This is a genomic window from Blastococcus saxobsidens, assembly GCF_002938435.1.
Taxonomy (GTDB): domain Bacteria; phylum Actinomycetota; class Actinomycetes; order Mycobacteriales; family Geodermatophilaceae; genus Blastococcus; species Blastococcus saxobsidens.
Genome location: NZ_POQT01000002.1, coordinates 185,046 through 205,842, shown reverse-complemented (window position 1 = coordinate 205,842; position 20,797 = coordinate 185,046). Strand labels below are relative to the sequence as shown.

Annotated in this window: 17 protein-coding genes and 1 pseudogene; 7 read left to right on the top strand and 11 right to left on the bottom strand. The window is 72.7% G+C overall.

The window, feature by feature from the left end:
- Positions 1-80: 80 nt before the first annotated feature.
- Positions 81-2,123: a putative bifunctional diguanylate cyclase/phosphodiesterase gene (locus C5507_RS02285; RefSeq protein WP_130504282.1), complete on the top strand. Its 2,043-nt coding sequence runs from the start codon at positions 81-83 to the stop codon at positions 2,121-2,123.
- 222 nt (positions 2,124-2,345) lie between these two features.
- Here the strand turns inward: C5507_RS02285 and C5507_RS02280 are convergent, their stop codons facing one another.
- The 6 genes and pseudogenes from C5507_RS02280 to mobF all read right to left on the bottom strand — a co-directional run bounded on the left by C5507_RS02280 (position 2,346) and on the right by mobF (position 9,086).
- Positions 2,346-3,326: an Abi family protein gene (locus tag C5507_RS02280; protein WP_158657462.1), complete on the bottom strand. Its 981-nt coding sequence runs from the start codon at positions 3,324-3,326 to the stop codon at positions 2,346-2,348.
- A 138-nt stretch (positions 3,327-3,464) separates the two neighbouring features.
- Positions 3,465-4,364, bottom strand: coding sequence for a site-specific integrase (locus tag C5507_RS02275; RefSeq protein WP_158657461.1), 900 nt, complete (start codon positions 4,362-4,364; stop codon positions 3,465-3,467).
- 75 nt (positions 4,365-4,439) lie between these two features.
- Positions 4,440-4,586: pseudogene (locus C5507_RS23600) on the bottom strand (site-specific integrase); the annotation flags it as partial.
- A 78-nt stretch (positions 4,587-4,664) separates the two neighbouring features.
- On the bottom strand, positions 4,665-4,883 hold the full coding sequence (locus C5507_RS02270) for a helix-turn-helix domain-containing protein (RefSeq protein WP_104526904.1): 219 nt from the start codon (positions 4,881-4,883) through the stop codon (positions 4,665-4,667).
- Positions 4,884-5,052: 169 nt separating this feature from the next.
- Positions 5,053-5,277 carry a helix-turn-helix transcriptional regulator gene (locus C5507_RS02265; protein ID WP_104526903.1) on the bottom strand — a complete coding sequence of 75 codons (225 nt, stop codon included), beginning with the start codon at positions 5,275-5,277 and terminating at the stop codon, positions 5,053-5,055.
- A 167-nt stretch (positions 5,278-5,444) separates the two neighbouring features.
- Positions 5,445-9,086: a MobF family relaxase gene (gene mobF, locus C5507_RS02260; protein WP_104526902.1), complete on the bottom strand. Its 3,642-nt coding sequence runs from the start codon at positions 9,084-9,086 to the stop codon at positions 5,445-5,447.
- Between the two features lie 390 nt (positions 9,087-9,476).
- Between mobF and C5507_RS02255 the strand changes: the two genes are divergently transcribed.
- Positions 9,477-9,815, top strand: a complete 339-nt coding sequence (locus C5507_RS02255) for a hypothetical protein (protein WP_130504281.1) — start codon at positions 9,477-9,479, stop codon at positions 9,813-9,815.
- 316 nt (positions 9,816-10,131) lie between these two features.
- On the top strand, positions 10,132-10,320 hold the full coding sequence (locus C5507_RS02250) for a hypothetical protein (RefSeq protein WP_104526900.1): 189 nt from the start codon (positions 10,132-10,134) through the stop codon (positions 10,318-10,320).
- A gap of 402 nt (positions 10,321-10,722) precedes the next feature.
- On the opposite strand, the gene C5507_RS02245 is transcribed toward C5507_RS02250, so the two are convergent.
- Together C5507_RS02245 and C5507_RS02240 are read right to left on the bottom strand one after the other, a co-directional pair.
- Positions 10,723-11,484 (bottom strand): TIGR03943 family putative permease subunit, encoded by a 762-nt coding sequence (locus tag C5507_RS02245; RefSeq protein ID WP_104526899.1) that lies wholly within the window; start codon positions 11,482-11,484, stop codon positions 10,723-10,725.
- A 10-nt stretch (positions 11,485-11,494) separates the two neighbouring features.
- A complete protein-coding gene (locus C5507_RS02240) occupies positions 11,495-12,514 on the bottom strand; it encodes a permease (protein WP_207225863.1) in 1,020 nt (339 codons plus the stop codon).
- Between the two features lie 182 nt (positions 12,515-12,696).
- Between C5507_RS02240 and C5507_RS02235 the strand changes: the two genes are divergently transcribed.
- The 3 genes from C5507_RS02235 to C5507_RS02225 are packed head-to-tail and all read left to right on the top strand — an operon-like array spanning position 12,697 to position 16,006.
- The gene (locus C5507_RS02235) at positions 12,697-13,014 is read left to right on the top strand and encodes a DUF1490 family protein (protein ID WP_207225862.1); all 318 of its coding nucleotides are present in this window, start codon (positions 12,697-12,699) and stop codon (positions 13,012-13,014) included.
- Entirely contained in the window at positions 13,014-15,188 is a 2,175-nt protein-coding gene (locus C5507_RS02230) for a heavy metal translocating P-type ATPase (protein ID WP_104526898.1), read from the top strand. The genes C5507_RS02235 and C5507_RS02230 overlap by 1 nt, the downstream gene beginning before the upstream one ends.
- Complete coding sequence (locus tag C5507_RS02225) at positions 15,185-16,006, top strand: class I SAM-dependent methyltransferase (protein ID WP_104526897.1); 822 nt, start codon at positions 15,185-15,187, stop codon at positions 16,004-16,006. Before C5507_RS02230 ends, C5507_RS02225 begins: the two co-directional genes overlap by 4 nt.
- 6 nt (positions 16,007-16,012) lie before the next feature.
- On the opposite strand, the gene C5507_RS02220 is transcribed toward C5507_RS02225, so the two are convergent.
- Positions 16,013-16,882: a class I SAM-dependent methyltransferase gene (locus C5507_RS02220; RefSeq protein ID WP_104526896.1), complete on the bottom strand. Its 870-nt coding sequence runs from the start codon at positions 16,880-16,882 to the stop codon at positions 16,013-16,015.
- Positions 16,879-17,709, bottom strand: coding sequence for an iron-sulfur protein (locus C5507_RS02215; protein ID WP_158657460.1), 831 nt, complete (start codon positions 17,707-17,709; stop codon positions 16,879-16,881). Before C5507_RS02215 ends, C5507_RS02220 begins: the two co-directional genes overlap by 4 nt.
- Positions 17,710-17,969: 260 nt before the next feature.
- Here C5507_RS02215 and C5507_RS02205 point away from each other — a divergent pair, with 260 nt between their 5' ends.
- A complete protein-coding gene (locus tag C5507_RS02205) occupies positions 17,970-18,848 on the top strand; it encodes a metal ABC transporter permease (protein WP_104526893.1) in 879 nt (292 codons plus the stop codon).
- Between the two features lie 16 nt (positions 18,849-18,864).
- Here the strand turns inward: C5507_RS02205 and ftsH are convergent, their stop codons facing one another.
- Positions 18,865-20,643: an ATP-dependent zinc metalloprotease FtsH gene (gene ftsH / locus C5507_RS02200; protein WP_158657459.1), complete on the bottom strand. Its 1,779-nt coding sequence runs from the start codon at positions 20,641-20,643 to the stop codon at positions 18,865-18,867.
- Positions 20,644-20,797: the final 154 nt, after the last annotated feature.

Here is a 20,797-nt window from a genome sequence, read left to right as displayed (position 1 = left end):
GCGGCGGGCGGACACCCCCCGATGGAGGGGGTCCGGACGTGGGGCTCAAGATCAGCAACCGCCGGCCCGATGGATGCGACATGACCCTCCTCGGTCGCCTGCGACGTGTCAGCCTGCTGGCGCGCTTCGCGGTGCTCAGCCTGGTGCTCACCCTCGGGCTGGGCGTCGTGCTGGGCTGGTCGCGGGCCGAGGCCATCTCCGCGAATGCCCTGGAGCAGGCCGAGTGGACGGCCATCGTGACCGTCCGGCTGGGGCTGCAGCCGCAGCTGGACGCCGACGACATCGCCGAGGGGTTCGACCCCGACCGGCTGGCGCGCGTGACCCAGGCGATCCGCAGCGCGGAGGACAAGCTCCAGGCGGGTGGCCGTCAGCTGGACGACCTGGACCCGGTCGCGCTCAAGATCTTCGACCGCGAGGGCACGATCGTCTACGCCGACGACCCGGAGCTCATCGGCGAGCAGTCGAGCTCCGAGGAGCTCGAGCAGGCCCTCGCCGGTGAGGTGGTCTCCGGGTTCGCCGGCTCCTCGCGCGACGACGCCGACGACGGCGTCTCGCGGCTGCTCGAGGTCTACGTGCCGGTCCAGTACGCAGGCTCCGACCGGCCCGACGGCGTGATGGAGCTCTACCTGCCCTACGCGCCGGTCGATGCGGCGGTGCGGGAGGACCTCGGCCGGCTGGTCCTGGTGCTGGCTGCCAGCCTGGCGATCTTCCAGGCCGTGCTCTACCGCGTCGTCGCCCGCGCCTCCCGCCGCCTGCACCAGCAGACCGAGGAGCTGCGCACGTCGGCCGAGCGGGACCGGCACACGGCCACGCACGACGTGCTGACCGGGCTGCCCAACCGCACCCTGCTCCGCGACCGGCTCGACCAGGCCCTCGCCGCCGCGGCCCGGTCCTCCGCCGAGGTCGCCGTGCTGCTGGTCGACCTCGACCGCTTCAAGGAGATCAACGACAGCCTGGGCCACTCCTACGGTGACGCGGTGCTGCGCCAGGTCGCCCCGCGGCTGTCCGCGGTCCTGCGGGACGGCGACACGGTCGCGCGGCTCGGTGGCGACGAGTTCGCCGTCCTGCTGCCCGCGGTCGACGGCGTCGGCGAGGCCGAGGCGGTCGCCGAGCGGCTGCGCGAGGCGCTGCACCGCTCGTTCGACGTCGACGGCGTCACCCTGGACGTCGAGGTGAGCGTGGGCATCGCCGTCTCCCCGTGGCACGGCACCGACAGCGACGCGCTGCTGCGGTCGGCCGACATCGCCATGTACGTGGCCAAGGAGCGCAAGGCCGGCGCGGTCGTGTTCGCGCCGGAGGACCACGTGGCGGCGCCGTCCCGGCTCACCGTGCTCGGCGACCTGCGCCGGGCGCTCGAGGACGACGAGCTGTTCCTCCACTACCAGCCCAAGTTCACCCTGGACGGCGAGCGGATCGAGGGTGTCGAGGCGCTGCTCCGCTGGCAGCACCCCACCCGCGGCCTCGTCCCGCCGGCCGAGTTCGTCCCGGTCGCCGAGGGCACCGGCATCATCCTGCGGCTGACCGAGCGGGTGCTGGACCTGGCGATGACCCAGGCGCGGCGGTGGCTCGACGCCGGGCATCCCATGCCGGTCGCGGTCAACCTGTCCACCCGCTGCCTGCTCGACGCCGGGCTGCCCGACATGGTCCGGCGTCTGCTGGCCCGGCACGAGGTCCCCGCGCACCTGCTCCGCATGGAGGTCACCGAGAGCGCGGTGATGGCCGACGCCACGCGCTGCACCGACGTGCTCCAGCGCCTGCACGACCTGGGGCTGCGGTTGTCGATCGACGACTTCGGCACCGGCTACAGCTCCATGGCGCACCTGCGCCGGCTGCCGGTGGACGAGCTCAAGATCGACCGCTCGTTCGTCATGGGCATGACCACGAGTGCCCAGGACGCGGTCCTGGTGCGCACCGCCGTCGACCTCGGGTACAACCTGGGGCTCACCGTCGTCGCCGAGGGCGTCGAGGAGCCGGAGCACGTGGCCGCCCTGCGGGCGCTGGGCTGCGACATCGCGCAGGGGTACCACTTCGCCCGGCCCATGCCCGCCGAGGCGCTGGACGAGATCCTCGGGCGCGTCGGCACGATCCACGACGACGGCGGAACGGTGGTCAGCCCCCGCTGATCGCGTCGGGCCTCGCGTGGCGCCGGTGCGCGGCGGCCGGTGGAGCGGGTGACGAGAATCGAACTCGCACTGTCAGCTTGGGAAGCTGATCCCTTTGCGTGCCACAGTGCTGTTCAGCGGCTTGTTCGACCGCCTAGGCCGTGTTCCATGACCTCCATGTGACCTACCGGCTCTGGTCGCCACCTCGGGCGTCGGTCGGGCGCGGGAGGTCGACGGCCGCGATCAGTGCCACAGGGACGAGGTCCGCCACCCGTGGGGGAAGCCCATCTCGGCCAGGGTCCGTCCGGTGGGCGGCAGAGCTGTCGTCAGCAGGGCCACGAGATCGTCGCGCCACCGCTCCCACGCGTCGTCGTCAACGACCTCCGCGAGCAGGAAGAGCATGAGACACAGGGGACCGAAGGCCCGGGAGACCTGAGCCGTCGGCCCGGTGCGCAGGTGCGCCAGGGGGCCGATCGAGCGCAGGTGAGACGTGGCGAGCTGGACGTCCATGTTCCGGTTCCACAGCCGCGAGTGGTGGGCGCAAGTGTTGCGCAGGTAGTTGATCACTCGCAGCCAGTTGGTAAGGACTGCGCCATTACCTCGCCCCCTTCCGTCGAGCGCGCCGAAGTCGGCGGCGATCTCATCGCGGTCGCGGCTCTTAAGGCCGCTGTAAAGCGTGGAGACTCCGCCGAAGTCCAGGATCTCGGTCACCACCCAGGCCGGCAGCCGGCCGTCGTACTTGGAGCGGAAGTGCTCGACGAAGTCTTCACGGGAGCGCTGTTGCGCGTCATGCATGCGGCGGAGCCACTCCTGGTAACGGCTGGACTTCCCCAAGGCGAGCAGTTGGTCGAAGCGAGCGTCCAGGTTCACCGGATCCAGGTGGGCGTAGGCGCCGCGACGGCCGAGGACGTGGCCGACCTGTACGCGGGCCGCGATCTCGATGCGCTCCAAGGCATCGAGCAGGTGCAGCTTCAGGCGCCGGTCGAAGTCGTACAGGCCGATGATCTGGTCGAGGCTGGTGCCCGAAACGAATTGGTCGGCTCGTCCGACGCCGGTCGGACTGCGCTGGCGGTAGGGATACCAGTAACCGCTGAGCCGGTAGTAGCCGACGGCTTGCAGGACGCGTTCCGCGTGCTGTGGGTCGGGAATGAGGAGTCCGCGCGAGACCAGCAGCCTCACCTGGGCCGGTAGGTCCAGGTGGGGCTTGGTGTACGGCGCGGGCAAGAACGTCCTCTCCTGGCGTCCCGAGCAAAAGAAAACCAGCCCGTGATCACGAGGGATCAGAGGGGCTGGCCGTGTTGCATCGACTCTAACTCAGGATGTTGTCGACGTCATCCCTGCCGCTGCGGCGGTGCGTCGCGCTCACTCGGACGAGGGGACCACCGAAGCGGCACCGATCATCGCGTCGAGTGCCCGGGCGATCTCGCTGTCGCGTTCATCGGCCGCGTGCTGGTACATCAACGCTGCGGCCGAGGAGGAGTGCCCCAGACGCCGCATGAGCTCCTTGGTCGTGGCGCCGGTCGCCGCGGCCAGGGTGGCTCCGGTGTGCCGTAGCTCGTGCGGTCGGACCGGTGGCAGGCCGACCGCCTCGACGGCTCGGCGGAAGGTCTGGCCGAAGTTGGCCGAGTGCAAGAAGGTTCCCGCGCCGGTGCCGAAGACCAGTGCATCCGGGGAGTCGGACACGAAGCGCTCCAGATGGGTCGCGAGGGCACTGGCCACGCTGGCCGGCAGGGACACCGTGCGGCGCCCGGCCTCGGTCTTCGGGGCACCGACCAGCCAGCGTCCACCCACGTAGCGAACCGAGCGATGCACGTGCAGCTTGCCGCCGTTGACGACGTCTGACCTGCGGAGGGCGGTGGCCTCGCCGAATCGGAGCCCACCGAAGGCAAGTACAAGCACCAGCGCCCGATAGCGCTCCGTGCGCCGGTCTCGGCCGAAGTGGTCGGCCAAGGCTTGCGCCTCAGCCACGGTCAGCGCTCGAGAGGGTCGAGAGGCCCTCGGCGTGCTGGCGCCACGGAGCCGGCACGGGTTGGCCGCAATGACCTCGTCGGCCACGGCGACGCCCAGGATGCTGCGGAGGAGTCGATAGGCCTGGGCCAGCGCCGTCGGGCCGGTGCGCTTTGCCGCCCCGGTGTGCCAGGTGCGGACCTTGGCGGGGGTGACGTCGCTGACCGGCACGTCCTCCCATTGGGGCGCCAGGTGGAGCCGCCACAGGCCGGTATAAAGGCTTTTGGTGCTCTCCCGTAGGTCGTTGCGGGACATGTAGTCCGCCGCGAAGGCACCGACGGTGCGCTGGCCGGCTTCGGGAGCCCGCCAGGCCTTCCGGACGAGGTCAGTCTGTGCCGTTGCTAGCCATGCCCAGGCGTCAGCCTTCGCTGTCCCGAAGACTTTCGACCGGCGGCGTCCATCCGGGCCGACGTAGCGGGCTCGGTACCGGCCGCTGGGCAGACGGTCGACGGTCCCGAATGCGGCTCTCTTTGGCATCTGATCACCATGGCATGACCTGGGAAGGCTGCCAATGTTGCCTGTGGACAGCGCGGGGTCGCACAGCGACCAGCCTTCCTATTGCCGTGGCACGCGCCCGTCGTTGATGAAGCCATCCAGAGCCGAGCGCTCGATGCGCACGTGCTTGCCGAGCTTTACGTAGGGGATCCGCCGTTCGCTGATGAGGCGGCGGACGAAGCGTCGCCCGGTGCCCAGGTACTCGGCGGCCTGATCGATGGTGAGCAGCTGACCGGAGTCGCCGAGGGCCACGTGCGCGCGGGCGGGTGCCTGTGGCATTGCTCCTCCGTGAGTCGTCCGGGGCACGGTCAGTGGTCGCCTGTTGAGGGGGTGGTCCGGTGACCTTCCGAGGTTCTCCAGCCGGGCCCCGCGGATTGCAGGGGGGTGCATTCGCCCCGGCGAACAGCGCCTCCTGCGTCCCGGTGAGTGCGCCGGTGGTGGCGCAGGTTCACCGCAGGCTCCCCGGGTCGTTGGCGACCTGGCCGTGCTGGGCGTCGACCCAGTTGCGGAGGTCGTCGGCGCGGTAGAGGACGCGGCGGCCGAGGCGGAAGCTGCGGGGGCCGGTGCCGAGGTGGCGCCAGTAGCGCAGGGTAGCGACGGGGGCGCGGAGGAGCTCGGCGGCGTCGACGATGGTGAGCAATTCGGGCTCATGGCCGGCGGGGCGGTCGGGCATGGCGGCGGACTCCGGATCCGATCGGCTGGTGTGGGCTTGATGCCTGTAGAAGGCGCCATTTCGAGCCGTTTGGTGACAGCTCACAACGAGCTTCTTCCGACGGCTCCAGTTCTCCTCCTGTACCTCTCCTGCCGAGCCCGCGGCGGGCGTCGGCGGAGGCCGCCCACTCATCGGCCGATGCCTGGGGCGGTGTTCCGCCGGGGAAGGGGCGGGCCGAGGCGCTCCTCCTCGGGTCGGGGGATGCCGGGGACGGAGGTGGTCGGCCGCAGCCGCGCCGATCCGCGCTGCTCGGGGCCCGCCGAGCGCCGTCTGTGCCAGGCCTCGCGTTCGCGATCGAGCCGGTCGGGCGGCTCGCGTAGGAGGGCCGGTTCGGCGGTGAGGGTCGCGATGCGCGTCCGGGCGTGGGTGAGCTCCTGGCGGGTGGTGGCGATGTCGCGCTGGAGGTCGGTGAGCCGGCCGGCCGGGTCGGGGGTCCAGGCGGCGGGCCCGAACGGGTCGAGCCGTTCCTCGCGCTGCCGGCTGGCCTCGGCCAGGGCGTGCCGGGCCTGGTCGTGCGCGTTCCTGGCGGCCTCGGTGGCCGCGCGCAGGGCGGGCTGTTCGGGGCGAGCCTGTGCGGCGGCCCGGTGGGCGGAGGCGTCGAGCGCTCTCCACAGGGCGGGGCGGTCGTCGAACCAGCCGGCCACCTGTGCGAGGTCGGTCAGGTCGGTGGGCAGGGAGGGCACGTGTGGCCGCCAGCGGTCGGCCCAGTCGGTGAGCTGCTCGCCGGCGCGGGCCACCCCGCCTCGCCGGAGTCCGAGCCAGCCTGGGCCGTCGAGCACGGTCCTTGCCGCCGCGCGTGTGGCGGGGCGTTCGCCGTCCCAGCGCGCGAGGAGGGCGTCGCGGACCCGGTCGGCGTGGGCGGCGACGGCCGCGCCGCTGGCTACGGCCTGCTTCTCGGCCTGTTCGGCGGTGATCGCCGTCTGCTCAAGGACGGCCTCGAGGTTGGTGAGTTCGCCGGCGTGCGGCGCTTCGAGCGCGATGACCTGGCGCAGCGTGTTGCGCTCCGGCTCCCAGTAGGCGAGTCGGTTGAGGCAGCGCTGTTCTGTGGTCCACGCCGCGCGCAGCTCGGCCAGCACCGCCTCCAGCGGGCGGGATGGGGCGTAGCGGGCGGCCTCGGCGGCGGCGAGCTGGGCGGCATGGGCGGGGCCCAGGTCGGCCCGGTCGCGGGCGAACACGGTCAGCCATCGCTCCCGCGCCTCGTCGGCGTCGGCGGCGACGAGGTGGGCGGTGTTGGCTTCCCGGCCGCGGGTCATGCCGACGTAGGCCGACGCCGCGCCGGTGTGCTCGCCGACCACCACGTGCGCGGCGGTGACGGTCTCGCCCTGTACCCCGTGGACGGTGGTGGCGTAGGCGAGCTCGACGTGCGCGGTGACGTAGGCGGCGGGCAGCACCCGCGAATCTCGTAGGTCGGGGGTGACAGCGTCGGGAACGTCACCGGTGGCAGGTCCCGCGGGGGTGACAGCGGGGGTGACGAGCAGCCCGCCGTCGCGACCGACGGCGGTGACGGTCCAGGTGTCGCGGTTGGCCACGCCCAGGTCGCGGTCGTTGCGGCGGGTGGCGATCCGGTCCCCGGCACCGATCCGCTGCCCGGCGCCGGTGACGACCACCGTTCGGTCGTCGACGCGACGGTCGTCGACCAGTCGTTCCCGGATGGCGGCGTTGAGGTCGGCGGCCTGCTCGCGGGTGTCCACCACCACCGCCAGGTGTTCGCCGCGGCGGTGGTGCTCGGCGGCGGCCGCTGCGATCGCTTCCTGCAGCGTGGTCGCGTCGGGGTGCAGCCGGATCTGCCCGCGCGCCAGCAGCGCGTCGAAGACCACGGCAGGGTCGGCGCCGGTCCGCATCGCCAGGGTCAGGTCCGCGTACTCGGTGTCGGGCACCGTCGCGCCGGTGGCGTAGCTGCGGGTGAAGCGGTGCACCCCGTCCAGGGTCAGGTGCGCCGCCGGGTCGACTGCGTCGGCGGCGAGGTCGAGGACGCCGCCGCGGCCGACCGCGGCCAGCTGGTGCCGGTCGCCGAGCAGCGCCAGCCGCACTCGGCATTCGTCGGCGACGGTGAGCAGGGCGCGGGCGGTGTCCTGGTCGAGCATGCCGGCCTCGTCGACGACCAGCAGATCCCCCGGCCGTAGTCGCGCCCCCTCCGTCGGGCCGGTGTAGATCCGGCCTGTGGCCCGGTCGGTCTGCCCGGGGGCGAGCCGGGTCCAGGCGCCGTCGTCGTTCCAGCGCCAGCCGTGCTGGTGGGCCAGCCACGCCGCCGACCCGGCCGCCGCCGCGCCCACCTCCGCGGCGGCGGCCTTGGCGGCCTTCAGCGTCGGCGTCACGACCACCAGCCGGCGGCCCCGGTCTTCGAGCAGGGTCCGGGTGGCGGCCAGGGTGGTGGTCTTGCCGGCGCCGGCCGCACCCTCCACCACGACCAGCGGCCGGTCGCCGGCCAGCGCGGCGACCGCCGCCGACTGGCCGGCATCCAGCCTCGCGCCGCCCACCGGCAGGTCGACCGGGGGTGCCAGGTCGAGGTCCGATCCGCCGGTCGTGGCGCGGGCGGCGAGCCGGGCGGCCAGGCCGGCCTCGACCTCCAGCACCCGCTGCGACGTCCAGGCCCGGATGTGCTCCGGTACGCCGTCGCGATCCAGCAGCGGCAGGCAGCGGTCCATCGCGCGGGCGGTGACGTCCTCGGCCAGCTCGATGCGCACCGCCGCCCCGGCCACGACGCCCGCGGCGGCGACCAGCCGCTCGACCTCGCCCCGGACGTCGGCGGCATTCCACGCCGACCGGCCCGCCGCGAGCCGGACCAGCGCGCGCTGCACCAGCGCCCCGCGGTCGAGGGCGCCGACCGGGGTGGGGGTCAGGTCAACGGGACCGGCCGGGTCGCGGTAGCCGAGCCCCGACAGCTGCCCCCGCCACCGCTCCTCCAAGTTCGCCCCGGGCTGTGGGGTGACCTTGTCCGGGCGGCCGTCGGCCCAGGCGCGGGCGTCCCACGCCCGCCGCAGCGCCGGGCCGGGCCGTTCACCGGGGTGCGCGGCCGCCCATTCCCGTTCGTAGCGGTCCACGTTCCGGGCGATCTGCGCGTTTCGCGCGCTGAATGGGCCGGCATAGTCGGCGAGCTCCTGTATTTCTCCGGTAGCGTCCTTCGTGTAGCCGTGCGCGGCGAACGCGGCGTTCAATTCCGGGTCACACGCCATCGCCGCGTGCCCGATGCCGTTGATCGCCGCGAGCGAGTCGCGGACCCCGACGGTGTGCAGGCCTCGCCATTTGCCGGCGGCGAACACGCGGGACAGGATCTGCAGGTGCAGATGCCAGTGCGGGTCGCCGGCGCGGGAGGTGTAGTGCCGCACGGTGGCCGCCTCCAGCACCTCCAGCGGCACCTGCACCTGCCCGCCGCGCGGGCCGACCCTGGTGGTGGCGTGCTGCGAGAGCCAGCCGATGATCTGCCCGGTCGCCCGGTCCTGCGCCGCCTCATACGCGGCGGCGATGTCCGGATGCAACGCGGCGGCCAGCGACCAGGTCTTCGGGCCGTTGACCACCACCTCGACGAACCGCACGGCGTGATCGTCGGTGCGCAGTTGCCCGCGTGGTTCCCCGGTCGCCGGGTCGTGGCCGGCGACCCAGGTCTCGTAGCCGTCGCCGGTCAGCGGGGCCCGCTCGGCCACGCGGCCGTCGGTGGCGGTGAAGCGGCGGGCGAACCCGGAGCCCTCGGCCAGGTAGTAGTCATCGGCCCGACCGCGGTCGGCCTCCACATAGGCGCGGGCGGCGGCCGGGTCGCCGACGTACACCTTCATTCCCCCGTGCATTTTCAACCCCATCCAACAATGGCCAACACGTCACCCCTAGAAACGCCAATGGGCCCCGCGAGGCGGGGTCCGAACTACCTCCAAAGGTAGCATTCGTGCCGTTTGGCGTGAGGCCTCACGTCCTTTAGTAGAGACTCGACCTTTGACGGGCATTAAGTCGATTATCGTTGGCTATTTGACGAGTCTCGGTCGTGTCACTGAACGGCTTTGGCAATAGCGGTAGTTGCAGCCGGCATGCAGGAGGTGTGTCAGGTCAGAGGGGTGGGGTGACGCCTGCTGCGATGCCGGGCTGCCCGGGGGTGACGCTCGGGTCGAGAGCCGTGTCATGAGGCCGTGTGACGATCCGGCGGTCGGTCAGCTGAGCGAGCGGAGGAAGCGGTGGCCAGAACAGTGAGTCGGCAGGCGGCGGCGCTGACGAAGGCGCGGGAGCGACGACGGGCGCTGGACGCCGCCCGCGATGAACACGACCGTCGGGTCGAGCAGGCGACGGCCGAGGCACTGGTGGCCCTGGAGGCGCGAAGTGAGGCCGAGCAGACCTTGGCGGTGGCAACGGCGGCGCTCGGCGAGACGCTGCGCACGTTGCTCGCCGAGGACGTGCCGGCCGAGAGGGCGGCCGCGCTACTGGAGCTGGACATCGCTGAGGTCCGGCGGCTGACGAAGGCGGCCGACCTGCCATCGCCCGCTGCCGCGAAGCCGGTCGGGACGCCGACTTCCTGACGGTCGCAGCCGGAACGGACCGAGTGACGCAGGGCTGCTGAGGTGACTCGCCGTGGCGATAGGCGAAGAAGCTAGCGCGATGGAGTACACCGCTCCAAGCCTTAGCACGTTGTTCGCGTCTGGCGCGGCAACATGTGCCAAGGAAACCTTGACCGGCTCTCAAGCCGGCGCAAGCGGCGCGTCATCGACGGCGGGGTGCCGGTGTCATCATCGCCCGATGAACGTTGTCCCGCTCCCGGTGTACGGGCGTTGGGCCGCCGATCTTCGGGGTGAAGGCCGAGCGGTCCGAGCGTCCGCCCATGCTGACGAGAGTCTGTTGACCCTCAGCGTCTGGAAGGACGACTTGTGCGTCGGATCCGTGCAGTTGGCGCCGGCCGAGGTTGTCGAGCTCGTCACGGGGCTGACGCAGTGCCTGGCTCATCTGGCCGGTGCGGGCGCGGGCCAGTCCACCGGAGAGGAGACGGCCTTCACGGTGCGCGGCCCTGAGCGGGCGCAGACTCAGTAGTCCGCCCAATGCGAGCTCGACTTCGCGCTACCCGAGCTTCCAGCATCGATTCCTCGCGGTGCACTTTCTGACCTCGTCGGCGGGCCCGAAGCGTCTGGCCGTGTCGCTCGTCTCCGCCTCGTCGGGACCGGCTGCCACCTCTCGTCGTGTTCCCGGGGGTGTGCTGCCCAAATCCGGTCACGGGCTGGTTTTGCAACAGGCGAGCGGAGTGGACCCCAGCGGAAGTGGTCTCGCCGCTTCTCGGTCATCCGCGTGCCCTGCCCCCGGCCCCGCCGTTGTAGGTCACATCTGGCGCTGCGAAGCAAATGGACGGCTCCCGTCAGCTGATGGCGGCCCACTCGACCGGCGATGTTGGTACGAGGGTTCCCAAGAATCAGCTGAACATCGCGCCCCGGTCCGCGTTCAGCCCTCGTAGGGGCTGGCCGGCGGCGGGATCGGCGTGACGGAACGGGGAACAATCACCGGCTCGGGATAGTCGCCGTCCGGATGGGCGACCGGGGGAGCCCATGTGCCGATGATCTCCACCCACTGGTCGGCTTGGAGCGGTCCGCGGTCGCCGTCGACGACGACGGTGACGGGTACGGCGTCCGCTGCGCAGCAGCTGATCCGGATGCGGGCGACCGACCAGCCGCCGTCCGGACGGGGGAGGACGAAGCCCTGCAGGCGCACGGACCGGTCCTCCAGCGTGAAGGTGTCGTCGGCCAAGGCGTACATCGCGTACTCGAGCAGGGGCATCGATCGGTAGTCGGCACCGTCGTCGTCCGGCCCGAGCCGCAGTGCGGAGTTCTGCAGCGACTCGGGAATCGCGATGGCCTGTGCCTGCCGGTCGGCGGTGTAGGCGCCCAGCGCGGGAGGCGCGATGAGCAGCAGGACGGCGACAGGAAGAACGAGGAACAGGCCGATCCGGGGCGGACCGTGGCCGTGATCGACGTGTCCGCTCGCGCCCGGAGCAGGGTCGTCGGGCTCGGCCTCGTGGTCGGACTGCCGGAGCGGCCAGTCGCGAACAGTGCCGATCGATCCCAGGACGAGCAGAACCGCACCGGCGAAGATCAGGAACGGACGGAAACCGGCCTGGACGTAGGCCAGGTGCGCGTCGGTGAGCGCCACTCGGAGGGTGATGCCGCCCAGCAGCACCAGCAGCAGGTTCTGGGTCAGGCGCTCCATGACGTGCCCCTCACAGCAGCACCCAGCCGACGGCCAGAGCGCAGCAGACGGCGACGACCAGGGTTGCCGGGGCGAACCGCACCGCGAAACGGGGCCCGAAGGTGCCCGACTGCAGGGCGATCAGCTTGACGTCGACGACCGGTCCGACGACCAGAAAGACCAGCCGCGAGGTCAGGCTGAACGACGTAAGACTGGCCGCCACGAACGCGTCCGCTTCCGAGCAGATGGCCAGGATGACCGCGAGCAGGGCCATCACCAGGACGGAGAGGACGGCTGACTCGGCAACGGTGTCCAGCCAGGCGCGTGGCACGACGACGTTGAGGGTGGCCGCGGTCAATCCTCCGACGACGAGGAATCCGCCGGCATGCGCGAAATCGTGCTGTGCCGTCGTCACGAAGATCGTGCCGCGGCCGGCGCCGGAAGAGCCCGCCACCCGCTGGGGAAGGCGAAGCCACGACGGTTGACCGAAGGCAGCCCAGAGCCAACCCATGACGAGGGCCACGAGCAGCGATGCGATGAACCGACCGACGGCCATCATCGGCTCGTCCGGGAACGCGACCACCGTGGCGACCACCACGATGGGGTTGATCGCCGGCGCGCTGAGCAGAAAGGCCAGTGCGGCGGCGGGAGCCACACCTCTTCGAATCAGGCTGCCCGCGACGGGCACCGAGGCGCACTCGCACCCGGGCAGGACCGCGCCGGCGGCACCGGCCACGGGCACCGCCAGACCAGGACGGGCCGGGAGGGCGCGTTCGAAGAACGACGCCGGCACGAAGGCCGTGATCGCCGCCGACAGCAGCACCCCGATCACCAGGAACGGCAGGGCCTGCAGGCACACCGCCACGAACACAGTCGACCACGCCTGTAGCGCCGCACCCTGGAACCAGTCGGGACGCAGGAAGTAGAGCCCGATCGGGATCAGGATGAGGACGAACAGGAGGTCCCCGGACGTGATCCGCCGGTCTGGCAGGTCGATACCAGCGGTCGCGTCGACGTCGTCGCGCAGCACCGGCTCCGGCGCAGAGTGCACGTGGTCTCCCGGTGATGTCGGCTGCTCCTCTGGAGCGCGGCCAGGCTCTCACAGCACCGGCGGTACGCAGCGAATGTCCACGGCTGTGGACGTCTGGAGGTCGCGCAGTGGCCGGTCGAAAGGTGAGGATGGTTCCCAGTAGCGTAGTGGCAGTCAGTCGAATCTCAGTGGAGGAGTCCGACATGTCGGAGCACGGCGAGAAGGAGCGGCGGCCGGCCGCCGCCCGAATGCTGCGCAAGGCGGCGGGGACCGTCGCCACGGGGGTTGCCGGCGTCCTCGTCGTCCGCCTCGCTGAGGGGCGCGAGCCGGGCAGCCTGCCCCGGAAGGTCGCCGTCCGGGTGACGCGGTGGGGGATCGTGGGCTCCCGGCGGGCCGAGGCGGTCATCGAGCGCGCCCGGCTCGCGGCCGGCGACGTCCGCGCGGCGGCCTACGCCGATCTGGGGGAGCAGGCCCCGCCTCCCGCGAGTCGGGGCGCCGGCGGCCACGACCACCCGCACTGATGCAGCCGTCGGTCGTCGCCGACGCGGGCGGACGCCTGCGGCTGGCCGCGCCCTGGCTCGCCGGCTCCCCGGCCCGGGCGGTGCTGGTGGAGGACCGGCTCGACGCCGTCCCCGGGGTGATCGCCGTGCAGGCCTTCCCCATCACTGGTTCTGTCGTCGTCTGGGTAGATGACGAGGCCGACCGGGCGGAGCTGCTGCACGTCGTCGCGGAGGTCGCCCACGCGCCGGCTGACGCGCCGGTGACCCGCGCGCCCCGCTCGGCCGACGTCGCCAACCGCGAGCTTCTGCGCATCGCCGTCGGAGGTGCCGCCCTGGTGCTGCTCGGCCTGCGGCGCTACGGGCTCGGCCGCCCGGCGACACTGTCGCCGCGCAGCCGCCTGGTGGTGTCGGGGGTGACCGTCTTCACCGGCTTCCCCTTCGTGAAGGGCGCGCTGGGCACGCTGGCCGGCCGGCGCACCGCCGGCACCGACGCACTCGTCACCGCAGCCACGGTGGCCAGCCTGCTCCTGCGGGAGAACGTGGTCGCGCTGACCGTGCTGTGGTTGCTAAACATCGGCGAGTGGCTGCAGACGCTCACCCTGCGGCGCACCCGGCGGGCGATCTCCGCGCTGCTGGCCGGCACCGAGACGACCGTCTGGGTGCAGCTGCCCGACGGCACCGAGGTGCAGGTCGACATCGCCCGGCTCGGCGTGGGCGACCTGGTGGTGCTGCACGACCAGGTCACCGTGCCGGTGGACGGCGAGGTGATCGAGGGGACCGGCGTCGTCGACCAGGCCGCGCTCACCGGGGAGTCCCTGCCGGTGACGGTGGGCCCGGGTGACCGTGTGCACGCCGGGTCGGTCAACCTCCGGGGCCGCATGGTCGTGCGCGCGGCGGCCATCGGCGAGAACACCGCGATCGGGCGGATCATCGCCCGGGTCGAGCGGGCCCAGGACGACCAGGCGCCGATCCAAACGGTGGGGGAGAACTTCTCCCGGCGGTTCGTGCCTGCCTCCTTCACCCTGGCCGCGCTGACCTGGTTGGTCACCGGCGACGTTCGGCGGGCGATGACGATGCTGCTGATCGCCTGCCCGTGCGCAGTGGGACTCTCCACGCCCACCGCGGTGAGTGCCGCCATCGGCAACGGCGCCTCCCGGGGAGTGCTCATCAAGGGCGGTGCGCACCTCGAAGCGGCCGGGCGGGTGGACGCCGTCGTCTTCGACAAGACCGGCACCCTGACGGTCGGTACGCACGTGGTCACGAACATCGTCTCGTTCTCCGACGGGTGGACGCCCGAGCAGGTGCTCGGTTACGCGGCCAGCTCCGAGGTGCACTCCCGGCACCCGCTGGGACAGGCGGTGATCCGCTCGACCGAGGAGCGGCACGTCCACATCCCGCCGCACGAAAAGTGCGAGGTGTTGCTCGGACTGGGCATGCGCACCCAGGCCGACGGCCGCGTGCTCCTGCTGGGCAGCGAGGCGCTCATGGCCAGGGAGGGAGTGGCGGTCGCTGACGAGGCCCTCGGCTGGTTGCGTCGCCTGCGCGAGGCGACCGAGACGCCGTTGCTGCTGGCGGTCGACGGCGAACTGATCGGCCTGGTCAGCCTGCGCGACGAGGTGAGACCCGAGGCACGTGCCGTGATCGACGCGCTGCGTGCCGACGGCGTCCGACGGGTGGTCATGCTGACCGGCGATCACGCCACCGCGGCGGCGGCGGTCGCCAAGGTGCTGGATATCGACGAGTGGCGGGCCGAGACCCTGCCCGAGCACAAGCAGGACGTGATCGCCGCACTCCGGGCCGAGGGCTACACGGTGGCCATGGTGGGCGACGGCACCAACGACGCACCCGCCCTGGCGGCCGCGGACATCGGGATCGCCATGGGTGTCTCGGGAACCGACGTGGCTGTCGAGACCGCCGACGTCGCTCTGGTCGGCGACGACCTGCGGCACCTGCTCGACCTGCGGCAGCTCGGGAGTCGCACGCTCGACGTCGTCCGGCAGAACTACGGCATGTCGATCGCCGTCAACGGCGCCGGGCTGCTGGCTGGTGCCGGGGGCGCGCTGTCCCCGGTGCTCGCCGCCGTCCTGCACAACGCCTCCTCGGTGGCGGTGGCGGTCAACTCATCGCGGCTGGTGCGCTACCGCGGCGTCCCGCGTGATGACCCCGGAATTGAACCGGACGGCACCCGGTCGTGACCCCGTCGAGCGCGCCCGAGCCCGACTCGCCGGCGCGCTGGGCCGGGGCGTTCGACCAGGCCGCGATCGACTTCTCCGGGCTGAGTCCCCTGCTGTGGGACCCGATCGGCCGGGCCGCGGTCGCCGCGCTCGGCCCGCGGCCCGGAGAGCGGGTGCTCGACGGCTGCTGCGGGGACGGGGCGTCTGCGGTGCCGGCGGCCCGCGCCGTGGGGCGCTCCGGCGCGGTCGACGCCGTGGACCTGTCCCCGGCGATGGTGGAACTCACCCGCCGCCGCGCCGACGGCCTGCCTCAACTGACCGGCCATGCCGCCGACGCCGCCACCTGGCCGGGTGAGGGGTATGACGCCGTCATATGCGTGCTCGGCGCCTTCTCCTTCCCCGACATGGACGCTGGAACCGAGCACCTGGTGCGCCGGGCCCACCCCGGCGGCACGGTGGCGATCACCTTCTGGCGCGCTGGGGCGATGGTGGCCCCCGGCATGGCGTTGAGCCGGGCGGTGGCCCGCGAGCGCGGCGAGCCCGGCCCGAGCGGGCCGCCGCCGAGCCGCCTGCAGGAGCTGGGGGAGCCCACCGCCTTCGGGAAGTGGCTGGCCGATCGCGGACTGGTCGACGTCGACGTACGAACCCTGCCCTCCACCGTGCCGCCCACCGAGGAAGCGCTGTGGTTGCTCGTCCTTGGTTCTGGTTTCCGCGGCATGCTCACCGGATTCGCTGATGACGCCGTGCCCCGGATCCGCCGCGACTACCTCGACCAGCTCGTCGGTGGGCCGCCGGTCGACGCCACCACGCTCGTCGGCATCGGCCGGCGTCCGGGGTGAGCCCGTTCATCGTGCGCGTGCCACGCCGGCGGGGATCTCCGCACGGACATGACGGACCACCTGGCTTCGCGTTGTCCCGACTTGCCGTCCTGGACAGCGGAGCGCGACCACCACCGCCTGATCGAGGGCGCGGGCCAGCACCCCCGCCTCGAAGAACCCGGCCGCGCGCAGGGCGACGATGCGCTCGCCGGCCCCCGCGGACCGACCGTCCTGCCGCCCGTCGAAGCGTCGGGCCCGCAGGTCCAGGAGCGGCGCGGTCGCGGGATCGGCGGTCACTGCGGAGTACCAGTCGGGCACGTCCTCCCGGCCCTCGGCGAACCGGGCCCGCACCCCCGCGGCGCTTAGTTCGGAGCCGGTCGCAGCAAGTCGCGGGCTGCTGGGGAGCAGTGGCATCTCGTCGACGTCGACGTGCACCCCGCCGGGCCGCAGCAGGCCGGCCACGTCGCCGAGCAGCTCCGCATGCCGGTCGGCGTCGAGCATGTGCAGGACGGCGCAGGTGATCACCGCGTCGACCGGCCCCGGCACGGCGGCGCTCCAGCCGGGTGCGGCGAGGTCGGCCTCCACGACCGCCACCCGATCACCCAGCCGGGCGCGGCAGATGGCGAGCATCACCGGGTCCCAGTCCAGGGCGGTGACGCGCGCCTGGGGCCAGCGGTCGAGAACGCGGTCCGCGATGCTGCCGACGCCGCAGCCGAGGTCCAGCACGGAGCCGGTCAGCCCGAGGTGCTCCAGGGCATCGAGGGTCGTGGCGAGCATGGGCTCCCGGGCCGGCTGGTAGCACTTCATGATCGCGTCCCAGCGGGCGGCCCAGGACTCGGCGGCTGCGGCATCCGCCGGCCAGCTCGCCGGACCCTCGCATCTCGCAGTCGGGGTCACTCGGCCTCCTCCCACGTGGCCGCGCGGTGCGGCCGCGCGAGCGGCGCGGTGCGCGGGCAGGTGAAGCAGCCCTGCTCGGCGTCATCGAGGCGGTAGTCGTGGCAGCAGGAGATGCGGCAGCGGGTCAGGTGCGTGCGGCCGCAGCTGTCGGTGAGAACGTAGAGCGTGGAGCGGGAGGGGAACTCTGGCGTCCCGCCGGGCAGCACGAGGGCGGCGTCGGTCAGGACGGCGGCCCGGCCCGCCGGCCCCCGCTCACCGCCGCTCCACACGCCGACGTCGAGACCGTCGAAGAAGGCGCCGAGCAGGTTCCGCCGGGCCAGCTTGACGCCGGGCCGGTAGCAGGAGAGGAACCAGTCGGCGTGCGCGCGGACCTCCGCCCGCAGCACCCGGGCCAGCGCCTGCTCGTCGTCCACCACCGTCGCCGCGCCGTCGGTCGCGGCGGGATCGTCGGGGAGACACCAGAAACGCTCGTCGAGCAGCGCGACGCCGTCGGGCCGGCCCTCGGCAGGATGACGGCGGAACGCCAGCGCCTCCGGCCCCAACCGGGGCACCCTTCGTGCCCTGGTGAACAGTCGTCCGCCCACGATCCCGGGCAGTGAGCCGTACCAGTCCAGGACGAACGCGGCTGACGCCATGGCATCGCTGCGTCCGTGCTCAGCCCGCTGGTAGCCGGCGGCCATCCGCTCCCAGTCCGCGACGAAGGCCCGCCCGACCGTGGCACACACCGTCCACTCGTCGTCCTCCACCGGCCGCGCCGCCTGCCAGGACCACTCCTCGTCGGCCCCGTCGATCTCCGAGACCGAGGCCGCCAGCGCGGAGGACGTCATGGCCGTGGCTCGCGGGACACGAGGCCAGCGCCGCCGACCTTCGCGGGGCGGTGCCGTTCGCATCTCGCGTGGCTCATGGCCCGATGGTAATGAGAACGGTTCTTGGCCTGCCCCTCGGCCCCTGCCGGCGAGGTGGAGAGTCCGCGTCGGCAGTCGGGGTGGCGTTCCTGCTAGCTTATCGAGAATGACTCTCGATAAGCCGGGCGGGCACCCTGGCGTAGACGGCGACCCGGCGTGTTGACGTGCTGAGTCATGGGTTCATGCAGTCAGCCCTTATCGCGGCGCTGCTGGTTGGCGCCACGGCCCCGACGGTCGGCGTGCACCTGGTGCAGCGCCGCCTGTCGATCATCGGCGACGGAGTCGGCCACGTCGCGCTGTTCGGCGTTGCCCTCGGTCTCGTGACCGGCTGGGCGCCACTGGGTACCGCGATGGCCACCGCCGTGGTGGGGGCCATCGCGGTGGAGGCTCTCCGCGGGCTGCGTCGCAATGAGGTCGACGTCCTCATGGCCATACTCTTCGCCGGCGGCATTGCCGGAGGCGTGGTGCTGATCTCGGCGATGCCGCCCGGCAGGCCGGCAAATCTGGACGCCTACCTCTTCGGCGCGATCATCACGACCACCCGATCCGATCTCGTCGTCCTCGCCGGAACGGCAGCCGTCGTCCTCGCATTCACGGTCGGGCTGTGTCGTGCGCTCTTCGCGGTCTCCATCGACGAGGAGTGCGCCTGCGCCGCCGGTCTACCAGTCACCGTGCTGAACATGCTGCTGGCCGCCACCACGGCGGCCACCGTGGTGGCGTCCATGCGCATCGTGGGCCTGCTCCTGATCGGCGCGCTGATGGTGCTCCCGGCAGCCGCCGCGATGCTGTTGGCCCGGAGTTTCCGCGGCACGCTGCTCGTAGCCGTCGGCATCGGCGCTGTCGTCGCGAGCGCCGGGACCACCGCGGCCTACTACCTCGGCGTGCCGGCGGGCGGCACGATCGTGCTACTGGCCGTCGCCGTCTTCACGGTGTCCGCCGCAGGGCCCGGCGTTCGGCGCGCCGCGCGACGCGTCCTGGCTTCCGCCGGCTGCCGGGCAGCGGCGCGGCGCGCCGACAGGCCCCGGCCCGTCGTCCACTCCCGGGTGGGGCTGCTGCCCTGAGCGCGACCGGTCGCCGTCAGCGCGGAGTCGCGACCGCGTGCAGATGACGCTCCAGGGCGGGCCCCTCCAGGGACTCGTCGGCCAGCAGCGCCCCGACCAGTGCGTCGACCGCGGCGCGGTGGGTGGCCAGCACGTCGCCGGCCCGTTCGAACCCGAGGTCGACCAGCCGGGCGGTCTCTTCCTCGACCCGCCGGCGCAGCGCCTCGGACATCTCCGTGGTGGCGGCACCGCCGCCGAGGAATACGTCGGCGGCGGTGCCGGTGAGCCGCACCCGCCCGACGGTGGGGCTCATGCCGTAGCGGGTCACCATGTCGCGGGCCACGCCAGTGGCCCGCTCGAGGTCGCCCTCGCTGCCGGTCGAAGCCGAGCCGAGGACCAGCTCCTCGGCGGCACGGCCCGACATGGCCACGGTGAGGCGGTCGGCGATCTCCGGCGCGGTCAGCAGCACGGCCTCGTCACCGCCGGTGAGGCTAACGGCGCCCAGCCCGCTGCCGCGGGCGACCACCGACACCCGGTGCACCTCCTCGCCCATCGCGGTGGCCACGACGGCGTGCCCGGCCTCGTGCACGGCTATCCGGCGGCGCACCTCCTCGCCGAGGATGCGGCCTCGCCGCTGCGGGCCGCCGAGCACCCGCTCGATGGCCTCTACCAGCTCCGGCATGCCGATCAGCGTCCGGCCCGCGCGGATGGTCAGCAGTGCCGCCTCGTTGACCACGTTGGCCAGGTCGGCGCCGGTGAAGCCGGGCGTGCGGCGGGCGAGGGTCGGCAGGTCGACGTCGGGGCCCAGGGGCTTGCCCCGGCTGTGCACCTGGAGGATCTTCTCCCGGCTGGCCCGGTCGGGGTGGTCCACGGTCACGTGTCGGTCGAACCGGCCCGGCCGCAGCAGGGCGGGGTCGAGGATGTCGGGCCGGTTGGTGGCCCCCATGACCACGATGCCCGACGAGGCGGCGAAGCCGTCCAGCTCCACCAGCAGCTGGTTGAGCGTCTGCTCCCGCTCCTCCGAACCGCCGGTCTCCGCCCCACCGCGTCGCCGCCCCGCGGCGTCGAGTTCGTCGATGAACACGATGGCCGGTGCCACGGCCCGCACCGTGGCGAACAGGTCGCGGATGCGAGCGGCCCCCACCCCGACCAGCGATTCCACGAACTCGGCCCCGGCGACCGAGAAGAAGGGCACCCCCGCCTCGCCCGCCGTCGCGCGGGCAATCAGCGTCTTCCCGGTGCCCGGCGGGCCGAACAGCAGTACACCCTTGGGCGGGCTGGCGCCGAGTGCGGCGTAGCGCTCCGGGTGGTTGAGGTACTCCACGACTTCGCGCAGCTCGGTCACCGCCTCGTCGGCACCGGCGACGTCGGCGAAGGTCACCTGGGGAGGTGTCGCCCGCCCGCCGCCGCGCCGGCCCATCGTGCCGAAGCCGCGGATGTCAGAGGCGCCGTCCCGGCCGCCGACGAAGAACAGCCCGAAGAGCGCCGCCAGGATCATCAGTGGCAGCAACCCGGTGGCGACGATGCGGACCACGGCCTTGCTCGACTGCCCGTCGACGGACACCTCGGCGCCCGACCCGGTCAGCTCCTGCAGCAGCATCGAGGTGGCCGAGTCGCTGGCGGGGTAGGCCACCCAGAAGCGCTCGCCGCCGGACGTCGTCCCGACGATGCGGGCGTCCTCGTCGAGGAACGTCGCGCGGGCGACGTCGTCGTCGGCGGTGAGTTCAGCGAGCCCGTCCAGCGTCACCTCCCGGCCGGGGGTGTCGGCGCTCAGATGGGCGAGAGCTCCCGCGAAGGCCAGCAACAGGAGCGCCACGGCCGCCACCAGCCAGCCGCGGGGTGAGGGACGCGGCAGGCTCGCGCGGGGGCGGGCCGGGGACTGCCGTGCTGTCCGACGTCCGCCGCGGGCGGCACGCCGTCCGGATCGGTGTGCCGCCGCCCGGCCGTCCGTGTCCGGGGCGGTCTGGGTC

Coding starts and splice junctions, on each gene's coding strand:
- C5507_RS02270 (WP_104526904.1), bottom strand. CDS start 4,883: ATGCCACAGGCACCCGCCCGCGCGCACGTGGCCCTCGGCGACTCCGGT.
- C5507_RS02215 (WP_158657460.1), bottom strand. CDS start 17,709: ATGACGTCCTCCGCGCTGGCGGCCTCGGTCTCGGAGATCGACGGGGCC.
- C5507_RS02275 (WP_158657461.1), bottom strand. CDS start 4,364: ATGTCCCGCAACGACCTACGGGAGAGCACCAAAAGCCTTTATACCGGC.
- mobF (WP_104526902.1), bottom strand. CDS start 9,086: ATGAAGGTGTACGTCGGCGACCCGGCCGCCGCCCGCGCCTATGTGGAG.
- C5507_RS02245 (WP_104526899.1), bottom strand. CDS start 11,484: ATGGAGCGCCTGACCCAGAACCTGCTGCTGGTGCTGCTGGGCGGCATC.
- C5507_RS02230 (WP_104526898.1), top strand. CDS start 13,014: ATGCAGCCGTCGGTCGTCGCCGACGCGGGCGGACGCCTGCGGCTGGCC.
- C5507_RS02235 (WP_207225862.1), top strand. CDS start 12,697: ATGTCGGAGCACGGCGAGAAGGAGCGGCGGCCGGCCGCCGCCCGAATG.
- C5507_RS02265 (WP_104526903.1), bottom strand. CDS start 5,277: ATGCCCGACCGCCCCGCCGGCCATGAGCCCGAATTGCTCACCATCGTC.
- C5507_RS02205 (WP_104526893.1), top strand. CDS start 17,970: ATGCAGTCAGCCCTTATCGCGGCGCTGCTGGTTGGCGCCACGGCCCCG.
- C5507_RS02285 (WP_130504282.1), top strand. CDS start 81: ATGACCCTCCTCGGTCGCCTGCGACGTGTCAGCCTGCTGGCGCGCTTC.